Origin of the sequence: Rhodococcus ruber (assembly GCF_016804345.1) — a bacterium.
Taxonomy (GTDB): domain Bacteria; phylum Actinomycetota; class Actinomycetes; order Mycobacteriales; family Mycobacteriaceae; genus Rhodococcus; species Rhodococcus ruber.
Genome location: NZ_CP044211.1, coordinates 587,932 through 603,542 on the forward strand (window position 1 = coordinate 587,932; position 15,611 = coordinate 603,542).

At 71.9% G+C, this 15,611-nt stretch carries 15 protein-coding genes; 8 read left to right on the forward strand and 7 right to left on the reverse strand.

Annotation, left to right across the window (positions count from 1 at the left end):
* Positions 1-105: 105 nt before the first annotated feature.
* From F1734_RS02735 to F1734_RS02745, 3 genes are all read right to left on the reverse strand, one after another.
* Positions 106-810: a TMEM165/GDT1 family protein gene (locus F1734_RS02735; protein WP_017682046.1), complete on the reverse strand. Its 705-nt coding sequence runs from the start codon at positions 808-810 to the stop codon at positions 106-108.
* A gap of 254 nt (positions 811-1,064) precedes the next feature.
* On the reverse strand, positions 1,065-1,592 hold the full coding sequence (locus F1734_RS02740; RefSeq protein WP_010595966.1) for a hypothetical protein: 528 nt from the start codon (positions 1,590-1,592) through the stop codon (positions 1,065-1,067).
* A gap of 179 nt (positions 1,593-1,771) precedes the next feature.
* On the reverse strand, positions 1,772-2,395 hold the full coding sequence (locus F1734_RS02745) for a superoxide dismutase (RefSeq protein WP_003939397.1): 624 nt from the start codon (positions 2,393-2,395) through the stop codon (positions 1,772-1,774).
* Between the two features lie 275 nt (positions 2,396-2,670).
* On the opposite strand from F1734_RS02745, the gene F1734_RS02750 reads away from it, so the two are divergent.
* From F1734_RS02750 to F1734_RS02760, 3 genes are all read left to right on the forward strand, one after another.
* Entirely contained in the window at positions 2,671-3,774 is a 1,104-nt protein-coding gene (locus F1734_RS02750; protein ID WP_026138067.1) for an acyltransferase family protein, read from the forward strand.
* A gap of 9 nt (positions 3,775-3,783) precedes the next feature.
* Positions 3,784-4,452 carry a peptide-methionine (S)-S-oxide reductase MsrA gene (gene msrA, locus F1734_RS02755; RefSeq protein WP_010595968.1) on the forward strand — a complete coding sequence of 223 codons (669 nt, stop codon included), beginning with the start codon at positions 3,784-3,786 and terminating at the stop codon, positions 4,450-4,452.
* Between the two features lie 139 nt (positions 4,453-4,591).
* Positions 4,592-5,188, forward strand: a complete 597-nt coding sequence (locus tag F1734_RS02760) for an Rv1733c family protein (RefSeq protein WP_203011333.1) — start codon at positions 4,592-4,594, stop codon at positions 5,186-5,188.
* 13 nt (positions 5,189-5,201) lie between these two features.
* Here the strand turns inward: F1734_RS02760 and F1734_RS02765 are convergent, their stop codons facing one another.
* Positions 5,202-6,128, reverse strand: coding sequence for an LLM class F420-dependent oxidoreductase (locus tag F1734_RS02765; protein ID WP_203011334.1), 927 nt, complete (start codon positions 6,126-6,128; stop codon positions 5,202-5,204).
* A 517-nt stretch (positions 6,129-6,645) separates the two neighbouring features.
* On the opposite strand from F1734_RS02765, the gene F1734_RS02770 reads away from it, so the two are divergent.
* Genes F1734_RS02770 through F1734_RS02785 form a run of 4 tightly spaced genes read left to right on the forward strand, consistent with a single transcriptional unit; the run spans position 6,646 to position 9,661 of the window.
* Entirely contained in the window at positions 6,646-6,987 is a 342-nt protein-coding gene (locus tag F1734_RS02770; RefSeq protein WP_017682051.1) for a rhodanese-like domain-containing protein, read from the forward strand.
* Entirely contained in the window at positions 6,987-7,967 is a 981-nt protein-coding gene (locus F1734_RS02775) for a DUF4328 domain-containing protein (protein ID WP_203011335.1), read from the forward strand. Before F1734_RS02770 ends, F1734_RS02775 begins: the two co-directional genes overlap by 1 nt.
* Positions 7,964-8,737 carry a glycerophosphodiester phosphodiesterase gene (locus tag F1734_RS02780; RefSeq protein WP_203011336.1) on the forward strand — a complete coding sequence of 258 codons (774 nt, stop codon included), beginning with the start codon at positions 7,964-7,966 and terminating at the stop codon, positions 8,735-8,737. The genes F1734_RS02775 and F1734_RS02780 overlap by 4 nt, the downstream gene beginning before the upstream one ends.
* A 9-nt stretch (positions 8,738-8,746) precedes the next feature.
* Positions 8,747-9,661, forward strand: a complete 915-nt coding sequence (locus F1734_RS02785; RefSeq protein ID WP_048773841.1) for a DUF5926 family protein — start codon at positions 8,747-8,749, stop codon at positions 9,659-9,661.
* Positions 9,662-9,700: 39 nt separating this feature from the next.
* Here the strand turns inward: F1734_RS02785 and F1734_RS02790 are convergent, their stop codons facing one another.
* Positions 9,701-10,933 carry an LCP family protein gene (locus F1734_RS02790; RefSeq protein ID WP_230831761.1) on the reverse strand — a complete coding sequence of 411 codons (1,233 nt, stop codon included), beginning with the start codon at positions 10,931-10,933 and terminating at the stop codon, positions 9,701-9,703.
* Positions 10,934-11,081: 148 nt separating this feature from the next.
* A complete protein-coding gene (locus F1734_RS02795; RefSeq protein ID WP_040271487.1) occupies positions 11,082-11,885 on the reverse strand; it encodes a CPBP family intramembrane glutamic endopeptidase in 804 nt (267 codons plus the stop codon).
* Between the two features lie 269 nt (positions 11,886-12,154).
* Between F1734_RS02795 and F1734_RS02800 the strand changes: the two genes are divergently transcribed.
* The gene (locus tag F1734_RS02800) at positions 12,155-12,424 is read left to right on the forward strand and encodes a hypothetical protein (protein WP_006944638.1); all 270 of its coding nucleotides are present in this window, start codon (positions 12,155-12,157) and stop codon (positions 12,422-12,424) included.
* A gap of 91 nt (positions 12,425-12,515) precedes the next feature.
* On the opposite strand, the gene F1734_RS02805 is transcribed toward F1734_RS02800, so the two are convergent.
* Positions 12,516-15,551, reverse strand: a complete 3,036-nt coding sequence (locus tag F1734_RS02805) for a Kelch repeat-containing protein (RefSeq protein ID WP_203011337.1) — start codon at positions 15,549-15,551, stop codon at positions 12,516-12,518.
* Between the last annotated feature and the right edge of the window lie 60 nt (positions 15,552-15,611).

Consider the following 15,611-nt stretch of genomic DNA (forward strand, 5'->3'; position numbering starts at 1 on the left):
GTCGTCGAAGCGATCGTGTGCGGGCGTGATGCCACCTCCATTTAGTTGCCTATCGGCAAGCATACTCCTGGGCGGGCGGTCGCGCAGGCGTCCGGAGGGCACTCTCTATCGTTCGACGGAGTCCGAGGCGGCGGGGACCGGGCGGGTCTCGGCGCGGCGGCGCAGCAGGGCGCGACCGGTCACGGCGGCGAGCGCGACGGCGAGGGTCGCACCGCCCGCGACGGGGCCGACGGGCGTGCCGGGGGCCAGGCCCTCGCCGAGCATCCAGGCGCCGAACCCGAAGAACAGCGCCGACGCCGCCAGCCGGATCGCGTTCTCCGGCAGGTGCCGGCCGAGGACGGCGCCGAGGACGATGGCCAGGGCGTCGGCGGCCACCATGCCGACCGTCGAGCCGACCCACACGCCGGCCCAGTCGTTGTCCGCGGCCAGGGTGATGGTGGCGAGCATGGTCTTGTCGCCGAGTTCGGCGAGGAAGAAGGCCGACAGGACGGCGAGGAAGGCCGAGCGGGTGACGCGGGCCGCCTTGCCCTGCTCGTCCTCGTCGAGGGAGTCGCCGCGCAGCGTCCACAGGCCGAAGAACAGGAAGGCCAGGCCACCGACGATCGCCATCGCCGAGGTGGGGATCGCCAAACCCAGGTAGTGGCCCACGGCGACGGAGACGAGGTGCACGGCGGTCGTGGCCGCGAGAATGCCGGACAGCACCACCCACCAGCGGTAGCGAAGGGCGAACGTCATCGCCATGAGCTGCGACTTGTCGCCGAGCTCGGCCACGAACACCACGACGAAACTCAGAACCAGGGCGGACCACATGCCGGGGTTGCTCCTCCTCGTGTCGTGTGGAGGAGGCGGGGACCTTCCTCCGGCCGGACGACGCGGATGCGTCGCGGCCGAAGGTCTCGCCCACCGGTACGGATTCCGGTTCGCCGGGCCGGGCTGAACGCCAGTATGTCGACCGGGCGATTGCGGGCTACTCCCCTTCGCTTAGGCAACCATAATCGGAGCGGCGCGAAATCGCAAAGGCGCCAACAAGTTTGGGAACCCGAACTTTTCGGTGCGGGTCCCGGTCAGGCGGCGAGCAGCATGGCCAGAACCGCGGTGTCGGGATCGCTGTTGGGGTCCACCCCGACCCGGCTGACCAGCGACGTCACCGTTCCGTCGGCCTCCGCCTCCACCCACGCGGCCCGGTGCTCGAGACCCAGGTGCGGCAGCCCCGGCAGCAGCACGCAACCCGAGGCCGCCCCCGTGCACTCCGGCAGCGACGGCCGGGTCTCGGACGGCGGGTGCAGCACGATCAGGGCGGGCGGCTGATGCGCCGCGAACCGGCCCGGCTCCACCGCCTCGTCGCCGATCACCGGTCCCTCCGCGAGCACCAGGCCCACCGTGCCCGGCTCGGGGTCGTCCGGCAGTTCCTCACGCACCCCGAACACCGTCGACGTGGTCAGCAGGCCGGGCAGCGACGCCACCCGCACCGTCACCGCGAGCAACTGCGCCCACTCGCGGGTGCTCTCCGGCCACCGCCCCGACACCACGAATCCCCGCAGGGATCCGGCGGTGTGGAAGGCGGCGAGGCCGATCTGTTCGTTCCCGTTCATCCCGCTACCTCCTCGGTGTGACGACAGTCGATGACCGATACACGCCGTTGGGTAGGTGAAGAATGACCGTTTCGTCCGCTGGCACACAAGAGCCCCCGAGTGCCAGCTCCGTCCGAAGCCCCGGGAACGCGCGAAGGGGACGCCGGAATCCGGCGTCCCCTTCACGACGTGCGACGCGACTAGACCAGCAGACCGGAGGTCTGGGTGCGGGCGCGCTCGAAGCGGGCCTGCACGTCGGCCCAGTTGACGATGTTCCAGAAGGCCTTGACGTAGTCGGCCTTGACGTTCTGGTACTGCAGGTAGAAGGCGTGCTCCCACATGTCGAGCATGAGCAGCGGGGTCAGGCCGATCGGGATGTTGCCCTGCTGGTCGTACAGCTGGACGATGATCAGGCGCTGGCCGATGGAGTCCCAGGCCAGGATGGACCAGCCGGAGCCCTGGATCGAGTTGGCGTTCGCCGAGAAGTGGTCCCGGAAGGCGTCGAAGGAACCGAACGCGTCGTCGATCGCGGCACCGAGTTCACCGTCCGGCTTGTCGCCACCCTCCGGCGACAGGTTCTTCCAGAAGACGGAGTGGTTGGTGTGGCCGCCGAGGTGGAAGGCCAGGTCCTTCTCCAGCTTGGTGGCCTGCGCCGCCATCGTGCCGTTCTCCCGTGCCTCCGCCATCTTCTCGAGGGCGGTGTTGGCGCCGGCAACGTAGGTCGCGTGATGCTTGCTGTGGTGCAGCTCCATGATCTTCGCCGAGATGTGCGGCTCGAGCGCGGCGTAGTCGTAGGGCAGGTCCGGAAGTGTGTACTCAGCCACGAAGGGTCCCTTCTGTTCGGGCCCGGTGGGGCCCGTGCGTGATTTTCAAGTACTCCTGGGTTTCCACCCAAACCCATAAGTACACCCTCTGCAAGATCGCCTGCGCAGCCGGTCGGCGCCGGGACATCGGGGGTCACGGCGCCGGCCGGCCACGGGCGGAGCGTCTACCTGCGGAAACGCCGCGCAATTCGGCCGGCACATGAACGGCCGCTTAACATCGGCGGGTGTTTCGGCCCTTCGCGAGCGACGGGACGCGCGATGCCCCGGCGCCGCGCGTGGACCTGCCGGGTGTGAACCTGCTCCGCACCGTCGCCGTCCTGGCGGTGCTGTACTCGCACATCTCCTTCTATCTGATCGACGACCTCGGCACCGGCTGGTGGGTCATCGACGTCGTGTACCGGGTGCTCGTCGAGGGGGCCGGTCTCAACCAGCACCTGTCCTTCCTCGGCGTCGCGATGTTCATGACCCTGACCGGGCTGCTCATCACCCGCTCCGCCATCCGCGACGAACCGCGCCGCTTCCTCGTCGCCCGCAGCGCGCGGCTGATCCCGGCGTTCTGGGTGGCGATCCTGGCCGCGATCCTGCTGGTGCGGCTCGGTGTCAACGGCATGTTCAGCGGCCAGACCGGCGTCTCCGACGCCGAGGCCGTACTCAGCTTCTTCCTGGGCGGGTTCTTCCTGAAGCCCGAGGTGGCGGTGCTCGGGGTCACCTGGACCCTCGCCGTCCAGATCACCTTCTATCTGTACTGCGTGGCCGCCCGGCCGCTCCTGCGCACCCGGCCCATCGTCGTCCCCGTCCTCGGGGCGGTGGCGTGCATGCTGGTGCTGCTGTACAACCTGTACCTGCCGGAGCCGTACACCGTGCCGTTCCTGTCCAAGATCGCGGCCACGATGCCGACCGTGTTCCTCGGTCAGATCGTGTACCTCGGCTGGGCGCGGCTGACGTCCCGTCGCTGGCTGATCGTCGCGCTGCTCGCCCAGGTCCAGGTGATCCACCTGGCCACCGACTACCAGGTGTACTGGGCCGGCAGCCGCTACCTGTGGACCATCGTCGTGGTCACCGCGTGCGTGGTGCTGATCTCCCGCATCGACGGCCGGTTCGCCCGCTCGCGGGTGCTGCACTGGACCGCGACCCGCAGCTATGCGATCTACCTGGTGCACACGCTGGTGCTGTACCGGGTGTACGAGAACACGGTCGCCCATCTGGGCCGCACCGGGGCCGTGCTCGCGTTCCTGGTGGTGTGTGCGGCCGTCTCCGAACTGCTCTACCGCGGCGTCGAGGTGCCGGCCGCCCGCTGGATCAGCGCCCGGTGGCTCCCGCCCCGCCCGTCGCCCCAGGTCACGGCCGAGGTGGAACCCGTGGAGAAGCCGCGCGCGTAGCATCGAGGCATGTCCTGGTTCGACGACATCCTTGCCCGTGCGGGTTCGAAATCGGTGATGGTCGCGCAGGAGCAGGCGCTGCCCGGCCGGGCCGAGCCGCTGCCCGTCCCCGACACCCACTACGTCAACGGACACCGCATCGCCCCGCCGTTCCCCGAGGGACTGCAGACCGCCGTCCTCGGGATGGGCTGCTTCTGGGGAGCCGAGAAGGAGTTCTGGCAGCTCGAGGGCGTGTACTCCACGGCCGCGGGATATGCCGGTGGATACACCCCGAACCCCACCTACGAGGAAGTCTGCTCGGGCCGGACCGGGCACACCGAGGTGGTGCTGGTGGTGTTCGATCCGAAGGTGATCTCCTACGGGGGCATCCTCAAGCAGTTCTGGGAGAACCACGATCCCACCCAGGGCATGCGTCAGGGCAACGACCACGGCACCCAGTACCGCTCGGCGATCTACACGTTCGACGAGGGGCAGATCGAGATCGCCGAGGCCACCGCCGAGAGTTACGGCGCCCGCCTCGCCGCCGCCGGCTACGGCGCCGTGACGACCGAGATCGCGCCGCTCACGCAGTTCTACTACGCGGAGGACTACCACCAGCAGTACCTGGCGAAGAATCCGAACGGGTACTGCCCCGTCCACGCCACCGGGGTGAGCTGCCCGGTCGGGCTCGGCGCCTGACGCAGCGCCCCCGCCGAGCGGATCGGCCTCGGCGACGTCCGGCGCTTCTGTGACGTTGGCCGGGACACCTTGCAGTCCTTAGCTGTGCGTATCACCCTGGAGTGAGGGAGTTGTCACGGGGGAGAGGATCGAGGCCGAGATGATGGGGAACACGAGCGGATATCTGCGGGTCCTGCGGCGCGGGCTGCGGGGTCGCCACCCGCTGATCCGGCGCACCGATCGCGTCGAGGCGCGCCTGGTGGTCGCGGTGCTGGTCCTTCTCCTGGCGGCGATCCCCCTCGCCGGCTGGGTCGGCGCCCGTACCTGGGACACCCAGTCCGCTCTGGCCGTGCAGCAGACCGCCGAGCGCACCCTCGTGACGGCGACGACGCAGGCGCCGGCCGAGACCACGGACGTCACCGTCGGCGAACTCGCGATGACGGCCTCCGCGGCCGCCCCCGCCACCTGGATGTGGGGCGACGAGAAGCGCCGCGGCGACGTCACCGTGGACTACGGCACACCGGCCGGCGCCGACGTGCAGATCTGGGTCGATCCGAACGGCGAACAGGCTCTCGCACCGCTGAGCGCAACGAGCGCGAAGATCTCCTCGGTCCTGGTCGGGGTCGCCCTCTGGTGCGCCGCGGCCCTGCTCGCCGCCGCGATGTTCGGCTACGGCCGGTGGCGGCTGGATCGCACACGCCGCCGGGAGTGGAGCCGCGAGATCGCGGCCTTCCTCGGTTCCACCAGCAGCCACTGACCGCGCCGGCTCGTCACACCTGCGGCATGACCTCCCGCGCCACCAGTTCGAGGTGGTCGAGGTCGGCCAGATCCAGCACCTGCAGGTAGATGCGCTGCGACCCGGCCTCGGCGTAGCGGCCGATCTTGTCGATCACCTCGGCGGGGGTGCCGGCGAGGCCGTTCTCCCGCAGCTCGTCCACCTCGCGTCCGATCCGACCGGCGCGGCGGGCGATCTCCGCCTCGTCGCGACCGCAGCACAGCACGAGCGCGGTGGAGTACGTCAGCTCGGCCGGGTCGCGGTCGGCCGCGCGGCACGCCTCCTGCACCCGCGCGAACTGGGCCGCGGTCGCCTCCACCGACTGGAACGGGATGTTGAATTCGTCCGCGTACCGGGCGGCGAGGGCCGGGGTGCGGCGCTTGCCCCCGCCGCCGATCACGATCGGCGGACCGGAACGCTGGTGCGGCTTGGGCAGCGCCGGCGAATCGACGATGCGGTGGTGCGCCCCCTCGTAGGAGAAGGTCTCGCCCACGGGCGTCTGCCACAGGCCGGTGATCACGGCGAGCGACTCCTCCAGCTTGTCGAAGCGCTCCTTCAGCGACGGGAACGGGATCCCGTAGGCGAGGTGCTCCTCCTCGTACCAGCCGGCGCCCAGCCCGAAGTCGACCCGGCCGCCGCTCATCGCGTCGACCTGTGCGACGGAGATCGCGAGGGGGCCGGGGTGGCGGAACGTCGCGGAGGTCACCAGCGTGCCCAACCGGATCGTGGAGGTCTCCCGCGCCAGGCCGGCCAGCGTGATCCAGGCATCGGTCGGACCGGGCAGGCCCGCGGAGTTCATCGCGAGATAGTGGTCGGAACGGAAGAACGCGCCGTAGCCGAGCCGCTCGGCCGTCTGCGCGACGGCGAGCAGGTCCTCGTAGGTGGCACCCTGCTGAGGTTCGGTGAAGATCCGTAGTTCCATGCCGTCGATCATTTCAGCTCGACGAAGACGACGTGGGTCTGCGCCGCACCGACGTTCTCGCCGGAACGGACCTGTGCGGGAGGACGCCCTCCTCGGACGCAACCGATCCTCCCTCACCCTTATCGGGCCGTCGCCGAGGCCCTCTCGCGCAAGCACGGGCGTGCGGGGGAGGTGGACGACGCGGCGCGATCTTCGCGGTGCCGTCGCCGGAGACCTACGAGCTGTGCGTGGTGGTGCAGAAGATGTCTGTGGTGCAGAAGATGTCTGTGGGGCAATGGATGACGTGGGTGCGTCGTCATCTCACCGCCGAAATGTTCCCGGAGTGAGGCGATGTGCGGCTGTGGAAACTGTGCCTTCTGTGGATGAAGCTGTGGAAACTGTGGATAACTCCCGCGCGGAGGCATTTTCACGCGGCGCCGGTGGAGCCCGGGAATCGGACGGGTTCCAGTTCTGCGGGGTCGCGGCGGGATGCCGGTGCTCGCTGCATACGCCCCGGCGGCGTGCCAGTATTGACGATGTGAGCTTCTCCGACGTGCCCACCGTCACCGTCTCGGACGTGCCGCCGATCGGCCCCGACGTCGTACTGCTCGACGTACGCGAATCCGACGAATGGGACCTCGGGCACGCTCCCGGGGCTCTGCACATCCCCATGAGCGACGTTCCCGCCCGCCTGGACGAGATCGACATCGACGCCGAGGTGTACGTCGTGTGCCGCCAGGGAGGACGCTCACTCGCCGTCGTCGAATACCTGTCCCACGTCGGCTACGAGGCGATCCAGGTCCACGGCGGAATGGTGTCCTGGCAGCAGAACGGACTGCCCCTCACCGCCGACGGCGACACCCCGGCGAAGATCTATTGATGGCTGCCTACCAGATCTGCGTCCGCTGCGGGCACCGCTGGCCCGTGTCCTGGCAGCCCCGGCAGTGGTGCCCGGGCTGCCGGGGCCTGCTGCTGTCCCCCGACGACACCGCCGCCCCCGTGCCGCCGGGGCGCCGCAACTTCCGCTGGGTCGCACGGCCGCCGCAGACCCGGTCCGCCGCGGACCGGCCCCGGCGCCGGTCCGCGGGACCTACCCCGCACTACCGGGAGGTACCGCGCTGGGGCCTCGCCGACCCGCGTCCGGCCGACGAACCGACGGAACCGTCGCGGGAGGACGCCCTCGTCGACCTCGCGCCGACGCTCCTCGCGGGCGCGGCCGTCGTCTTCGGCCTCGCCGCGGTCGCCGAGGCGATCCGGTACGGGCTGCTGCTGTACAACCGCACGCGCCTCGTGGATCCCCTCGCTCTCGCCGCCTCCGACGCCCTGGTGTGGGCCACCCAGCTGTGCGGACCCGCCGTCGCCCTCGCCGCGGGTGTCGCGGCGACGCTGCGCCTGATCCGGGTGCGGCGACAACTGTTCGCCGCCCGCGGACTCGCCGACCCCCGCGGCCGGCTGTCGCTGCTGCTCGGCTGCCTCGTGCCCGGAGTGAACCTCGCGCTGCCCGGGGTCTTTCTCACCGAGGTCACCGGTCCCGGCGACCCGCGGCTACGACGAGCCGTGCGGACGTGGTGGGTGCTGTGGGTGCTCGGCGGCGTGCTGTTCGTCGTCAACGTGCTGTGGCGGCAGCGGGATGCCCTGCAGGCGCAGGCCGACGGCGTGCTGCTCGCCGCCGTGACCGCGGCCCTCGCCGCGGCCGTCGCCGTCGCGGCCCTGCACGTCGTGCGGCTGTTCGACGACCACGATCTGCGCGGCCGTCCCCGTCGCCTGCCCCGCCGCACCGTGGCGACCGGCCCGAAATCCGAACCCATCGCTCCGATCGAACCGGTCGGCGCCCGCACCGACGAGGTGGTGGCCTCGTGACCGCGGGCTGGGAACCGCGCGTCGTCGCCCACCGGGGGGCCTCCGCCGCCAAGGCCGAGCACACCCTCGCGGCCTACGAACTGGCGCTGCAGGAAGGCGCCGACGGCCTCGAATGCGACGTACGGCTGACCCGCGACGGGCATCTGGTGTGCGTCCACGACCGCACCGTCGACCGCACCTCCAACGGGAGCGGCATGGTGAGCGAGATGACCCTCGCCCAGCTCGAGGAACTCGACTACGGCACCGCCGGCGAGCCGGCGCGGCTGCTGACGCTGCGGCAGCTGATCGAGCTGACGCTCGATTGGACCAGCCGGCCCGTCAAGCTGTTCGTCGAGACGAAGCATCCCGTGCGCTACGGCGGTCTCGTGGAGGCGAAACTCCTCGCCGAACTGGCGCGCTTCCGGCTTGCCACCCCCGCCTCCGCGGACTTCTCCCGCGTCGTCGTGATGTCGTTCTCCGCGGCCGCGGTGTGGCGGGTGCGCAGGTCCGCGCCGCTGCTGCCGACGGTGCTCCTCGGCGACACGTCGCGTTATCTCGGGGGCAGTGCCGCCACCACCGTCGGTGCCACGGCGATCGGCCCGTCGATCTTCACGCTGCGCCAGCATCCCGAACTCGTCGACAAGGCGGCCGCCGCGGGCCGCGCCACCTACTGCTGGACCGTCGACGATCCCGCCGACGTCGACCTGTGTCGCGACCTGGGCGTCGGCTGGGTGGCCACCAACCATCCGGGGCGCACCAAGCTTCGGCTCGGCGCTTCCCGCGGCGTGTAGTTTTGCGCCGTGGCCAAGAAGAGTAAGAGAAACAGCGGACCCAAGCCCGGCGGCAACCGCGCCGCGAAGCTCGAGCAGCGGCGGCTCGCCCGGGAGGCCGAGGCCGCCACGGTCACCCGGCCGTTCGAGGGTCTCGCCCTCGAATGCGACCTGGTGGCCCTGCGCGAATTCGTGCCGTCGGCGGTGTTCCCGTTGCCGACGAGAACCCCCGGCCGGGTCGTCCAGGCGGCCACGGTGCTGCCCGGCGCCGTCGCCGCCCTCGTCCGCGAGGAAGGGGACGAGACCGCCGCGTACATCGGGTTGCAGCTCGCCGCCGCCGGCCCCGACCCGGCCGCCGAACTCGGCGCCGCGCTCGCGTGGGCGCGGGACGCGGAGGCCGGCTCGTCCCTCGCCGTCGCCGAACCCGGGCCGGACCGGCCGCGCCTGCACGACCTGCTCGACGTCGACGTCGTCCCGGCGATCACCGTGCACCGGGACTTCGACTGGTGGATCCCCGAGGGCGTCGAGGTCTCGCCCGACGTCGCGAACACCGTCCGGCACGCCAACGACGCGATCATGCCGTCCGCGCGGCTCGAGGGCGAAGGACTCGTCGCCGCGTGGTGGGTCGACGCCGGGGAGAAGGCGCACCTGCGCTGGGTGCGGCCGGAGGACGAGGACGCGCTGATGGCCGCGCTCTCGCGGGTACACGCCGCGGGCGGGCTGCACCTGGGGGACGGTTCCCGGTTCGCCGGGTCGTTCCGCACCCACGGGCTGCTCGTGCCGGTGTTCGATCTCGATCCGGAGCGGCACCCGGACGAGTGGGTCGCACCCACCGCCGAGTTCGGTGCCCGGCTCGACGAGGCGCTGGCCGTGGACGGGCCGCTCACCGCCGCCGAACGGCGCTCGCGCGACGGCCTGCGCAGCCGTCAGGTCACCCTGCGCTGAACCTGCCCCCGGGGCGAGCGGCACGACAGCCGGAACTGCTTACGACGGCGGCGTGAGCAGTTCCGGCGGGATCTGCTCGTCCCGGGCCAGGGCGTCGAAGAACGGGACGGCCCGCGACCGATCCCACACGAGCACGTTGCCGATCCCGGAGACGTCCTGGAAGCCGCCGACCGGGACGGTGGCGGTCACCGTCTCGCCCCGCATCGCCCATCCGAGCCGGGCCAGGTGCCACATGTGGTCGCCCTCGTCGACCCGCAGCGAACCGGCGACCCCGGAGGCCAGCGACCACATCCGCACCGGATTCAGCAGCGTACTCAGGCCGGTGGCCTTGCTCAGCAGGGCGGACATGAACAACCGCTGGTTGTTCATCCGGTCGAGGTCGGCCAGTGCCGTCGCGCGGGTACGCACGAAGCCGAGGGCCTGCGGACCGGTGAGTTCCTGGCATCCCGCCGGCAGGGAGATTCCCGCCAGCGGATCGTCGATGGCCTGCGGCAGGCACACGTCCACACCGCCGAGGTCGTCGACGATCGAGGCGAAGCCCCCGAACCCGATCTCGGCGTAGTGGTCGATGTGCACCCCGGTGGCGCCCTCGACGGTCTGCACCAGCAGCGACGGGCCACCCAGCGCGAACGACGCGTTCAGCTTGTCCTGGCCGTGACCGGGGACCGGGACGTACGAATCGCGGGGGAGGGACACCATCGTGGTGGGCCCGCCACCGCTGGGCACGTGGATCAGGATGACGGTGTCGGTGCGGTCCGGACCGGTCTCCCCGCCCGTCGCGAGCTCCTGCTCCTGCTCCGCGCTGAGGCCCGTGCGACTGTCGGAGCCCACCAGCAGCCAGTTGGTCCCCGTGGTGTCGCCGATGCGGTCGGGATAGTCGGCGAGCGCGTCGACGCGGGTGAGCTTCCCGTCGAGGTAGACGGCACCCGCACCGACGAGGGCGATCAGCACGAGCACGACGATCGCGGCGCGGCGCACGACGCGACGGGCGACGCCGGGCCGGCGGCGGGGGGCCGGTTCGGGCGCGGGCGGAGCGGGCCGGCGCCGCGGCGGGGGCGGCGACGGTGGGGGCGGTGACGGCGGGGGAGAGGCCGCGCGGCGCGGCTCGTCGTACCGCTCGGGAGTCTGGGTGGGCGCCCAGTCGCGCGGCTGCCTCGGGGGCTGCCTCGGCGGCTGCTGCCGCGGCGGGGGCGCCGGCGGCCGGTACTGCGGGGTGGGCGCCTGCGACCAGGCCTGCTGCGGGGCGGGGGGACGTCCGTCGCGGCGGATGATCTGCGGTCCCTCCGGCGACGGCGGCGGTGCCGGCCGGCCCATCGGCGCCGGTCGGCGCGGCGGCGGCATCTGCGGAGGCTGCCGCGGCGGCCGGGGTCGAGGGTCGGGATGGTCGCCGTTCACGACCTCCCAATGTACGCAGGCCGGGTCAGGGCAGCCAGGACACTTGCCCGCGAAGTGCCTGGTAACCGACAAATGCGACGCTGTCGATCAACGCGTGCGCCACCACCAGCGGCCACAGCTGCGACGTGCGCTGCCAGTACCGGCCGAACACCAGGCCCATCACGACGTTGCCGATCCCGCCTCCGACCCCCTGGTACAGGTGGTAGCTGCCGCGCAGCAGCGCCGACGCGAGCAGCGACGAGTTCTCCGACCAGCCGAGCTGCCGCAGCCGGGTGATCAGATACGCGACGACGAGGACCTCCTCGGCGGCGGAGTTGGCGATCGCCCACAGCACCAGCGCCGGCAGCCGCCACCAGTAGTCCTCGAGGGTGCTCGGGGCGACGGTGAGGTTGAGGCCCGCCGCGCGTGCCACCAGGTACAGGCCGAGACCTGGGATCCCGATGAGGGCCGCCAGCCCCACACCGGGCAGCAGGCCGCGCCGCACCTGGTCCCGGGCGAAACCGATCGCCCTCGGGCCGATGCCGCTGCGCCACAGCAGGTACACCCCGAGCGCCGCCCACGCCAGCAGCCGCACGATGCCGAGCAGCTGCCGGGCCAGGTCGATGAGCTGCTGCGACGAGCGGGGAACGTTCAGCGCGACGGTCTGGTCGGACAGCGGCGCCGGCGCCAGCGCGGACTCGAGCAGCGACAGCATCGACGACAGCCCGCTCAGACCGAAGGTGACGAGCAGGACGATGGTGATCTCGATCCACAGCGCGCGCCGGTCCGACGGATCGAGCGGTGCGGCCGGGCGGCGCGGGGGCGGGGTCAGCCAGGTGCGGATCGTCACGGTCGCGATTGTGCCGCGTCGCCGCGGACCGCTCACATCCTGATCCTGATCGCGTGATCGGGCGTGCGAAGGAACTGCTCGGCACAGGCACTATTTCCGAGACCGGGTTCGCGGCTCTCGAGGAGCGCACCCGACGGGCCGCGCGGCCCGACGTGCGCTGTGCGGGGTCCCTCCGGTCGGCCACGGTGGGCACCCATAGCAGCGGGAGTGTCGAAAAACGTTCGCCCCGATAATCATTCGCTGGCGAACTCGGAGTCTATGCTGTCGCCATGCTGCTCATCGGAATCCTTGTATTCGGGATGGTCGTCGGCGCCGCGGCCCAGTTGCTGCTGGGCAGGTCGGCGGGACGGATCGATTGGACCCTCGCCTTCGCTGCCGGGCTCGCCGGGTCGTTCGTAGGCGGGCTGCTCGTCAGTCTCCTGGCCGGCGACGGATTGTCGCTACGACCGAGCGGGATCATCGGCTCGCTCGTGGGGGCGTTGCTCGTCACCGGGGCGGTGGGCTGGTGGCGGGCGCGTTCCGCCACGCCGAAGCCGTGACCCGCGGAGTGCGGGCACGGAGCGGTACAGGCGGTGTGTCTTTCGGGCGGCTGGGGCAGCCCAAAAGGCACACGGGCCGCGGAGCGGCCTGTCACCAGAAGTCGAGTGCCTCCGCGAGCGCGGTGGACTGGGCGTGGGTGGGCCGCTGCGCACCGTCGACGGCGTAGACGGTGGTGCCGACGGTCGCGACGACGAGACCGTGCCGGGCGACGCCCAACGGTGGCAGCTCGGACCAGGTGCCGGTGATCAGGTCGAACGCTTCGACGTCGGCGAGGACGCGGGTGGGTTCCTCGCCCCCGGCGGCGACGATGCGGCCGTCGAGATGGGTGACGCCGAGCCCGCCGCGCGGGGTGGGCATGTCGGGTAGCGCGGTCCAGGTGTCGGTGCCGGGGTCGTACCGTTCGACGGTGGCGACGTTCTTGTCGGCGGCCAGGTCCCGGCCGCCCACCGCGTAGGCGTAGGTGCCGTCGGTGGTGGCCGCGAGGTGCTCGCGTGGGGTGGGCAGGTCGGCGACGGTGCTCCAGCTGCTGCCGTCGTACACGTCGGTGGTGGTGAGGAGGGTGTCGTCGGCCTGGCCGCCGAACACGTAGATCCGGTCCCCGATGGTGACGGCGGCCCCGGCGGCACGGGCCTGCGGCATGGCGGGCAGTTCGGCCCACTCGCCGCCGCGCAGCGCGAACACCCGATCGGACGGCCGCGCGGTGAGATCGGCGCCCTCCGGCACCCATCCACCGAGCACCACCAGTTCGTCCGCATACTCGACGGCCATCGCGTGGTTGAGCGGAAGAGGGAGATCGGGTCCCACCTTCCACGTGTCGATCGCCGGGTCGTAGCCCTCGACCCGGGCCGTGGACCCGTTGTTGTCGAGACCGCCGAGAACCCACACGGTGCCGTCGGCGACGGCGGCCGCGGTCTGCTGGCGGGCGGTCGGGGCGTCACGCAGCTGCCGCCACGCCGGGCCGGGCTGGACGCGGCGCGGCGGGATCTGCAGCGCCTCGGTGACGGAGGTCGACTCGGCGTGGGTGGGTTCGGTGGCGCCGTCGATGGCGTAGACGGTGTCGCCGACCGCGCCGAGGGCCAGCCCGTGCCGCGGCGTCCGCAGGTCCGGTAGCTCGGACCAGGTGCCGGTGGTCAGGTCGAACGCTTCGACGTCGGCGAGGACGCGGGTGGGTTCCTCGCCGCCGGCGGCGACGATGCGGCCGTCGATGTAGGTGGCGCCGAGCCCGCCGCGCGGGGTGGGCATGTCGGGCAGGGCGGTCCACGATCCAGTGGTGGGGTCGAAGCGTTCGACGGTGGCGACGTTCTTGTCGGCGGCCAGGTCCCGGCCGCCGAGCGCGTAGGCGTAGGTGCCGTCGGTCGCGGCCGCGAGGTGCTCGCGTGGCGTGGGGATGTCGGCGACTGTGCTCCAGGCGGTGCCGTCGAACACGTCGGTGGGACGGATCAGGGTGTCGTCGGCCTGGCCGCCGAACACGTAGATCCGGTCCCCGATGGTGACGGCGGCCCCGGCGGCACGGGCGCGGGGCATCGGCGGCATCTCCACCCATTCGCCGTTGCGGACGGCGAAGACCCGGTTCGACGCGGTGGCGGTGAGGTCGGGTCCGTCCGGGATCCAGCCGCCGAGGACGACGGGCACGCCGTCCCACGTGACGGCCATCGCGTGGTTGAGCGGGATCGGCAGGTCCGGTCCGGCCTTCCAGGTGTCGATGGCCGGGTCGTAGCCCTCGTGAGCGGGGGAGGAGCCGGAGTCGTCCAGGCCGCCGAACACCCACACGGTGCCGTCGGCGACGGTGGCGGCGGTCTGCTGGCGGGCGGTGGGCGCGTCCCGCAGCGGTCGCCAACCGGCGGTCGGGGCGACCTCGGTGGTCTCGCCCGCCGCGGCGGTCCCGGCGTCGCCGGCCTGCCGGGTCGCCACGAAGACGGCCGTGGCCGCGACGGCGAGCAGCGCGACGGCGAGCACGGCGAGCAGCACCGGCAGCCGCGCGGTTCGTCGCGCGGGTGACTCGCCCGGACGCGGCGGACCGGACGACGGGGGCCCGGACCGCGGTGGGGGGCCGGACGACGGTGGTGGGCCGTTCGGTCGGGGTGGGGCGGACCCCGGGGAGACCGCGGTGACCGTGGCAGGCGCGGCTGTGCCGGGCCCGGTACCGCCGGGGCCGGTGCTGCCGGGCCCGGCTGTGACAGGTCCGACGAGAGGGTGCCGGCCCGTCGGCTGGTCGTGGAACCGCGACTCGCCCGGCAGGGCCATGTCGTCGACGTGACGGCCGTGCCGGGCCTGGACCTGCTGCAACTCGCGGCCGAAGTCGGCGGCCGTGGCGGGCCGGCGGGCCGGATCCACCGACATGGCGTGCTCGATGGCGGTGCACACGTCGTCGGGGATGCCGTGGGGGCGCAGATCCGGGATGGGCTGGCTGGTGATGCGCAGGAACTGGGCGATGATCTCCTCGCCCGTGCGTCGCTCGAACGCGGCGCGGCCGGTGATGAGGGCGAACATGGCGGCGCCGAGGCCGTAGATGTCCGAGGCGGGGGTGGGGGGTTTGCCCTCGAGCACCTCGGGGGCGGTGAACGCGAGCGATCCGGTGAAGGCGCCGGTGGCGGTTTCGAAACCGCCGGCGATGCGGGCGATACCGAAGTCGGTGAGCTGTGGCTCGCCGTACTCGGTGACGAGGATGTTGGCGGGCTTGACGTCGCGGTGCAGGGTGCCGGCGCGGTGGGCGGTCTCGAGGGCGCCGGCGAGCTTGACCCCGACGCGCACGACGTCCCACCACGGCATCGGACCGTCGCGGCGGACCCGCACCGCGAGCGAGTCGTTGGGGTGGTACGGCATCACGATGTAGGGCCTGCCGGTGGAGGTGACGCCCACCTGGAGGATGTTGACGATGTTCGGGTGGCCGGACAGTCCGCCCATCGCGAAGCCCTCGCGCAGGAACCGTTCGCGGTTCTCGGCGTCGAGGTCGGAGGAGAGCACCTTGATCGCGACGGTGCGTCCGAGGGAGCGTTGCCGGCACCGATAGACCACACCGAAGCCGCCTCGGCCGACGACGAGGGCATCGTCGAATCCCGCCGCGGCGAGTTCGGCCGCGATCCCCTGCCCGGCGGGACGGGTGGCTTCCGGATCGAAATCGGCCATGATTCGCGGCTTTCGACATGCGACGCACTGCTGACTCGAGGATACCGCCGAAGCGGGCGG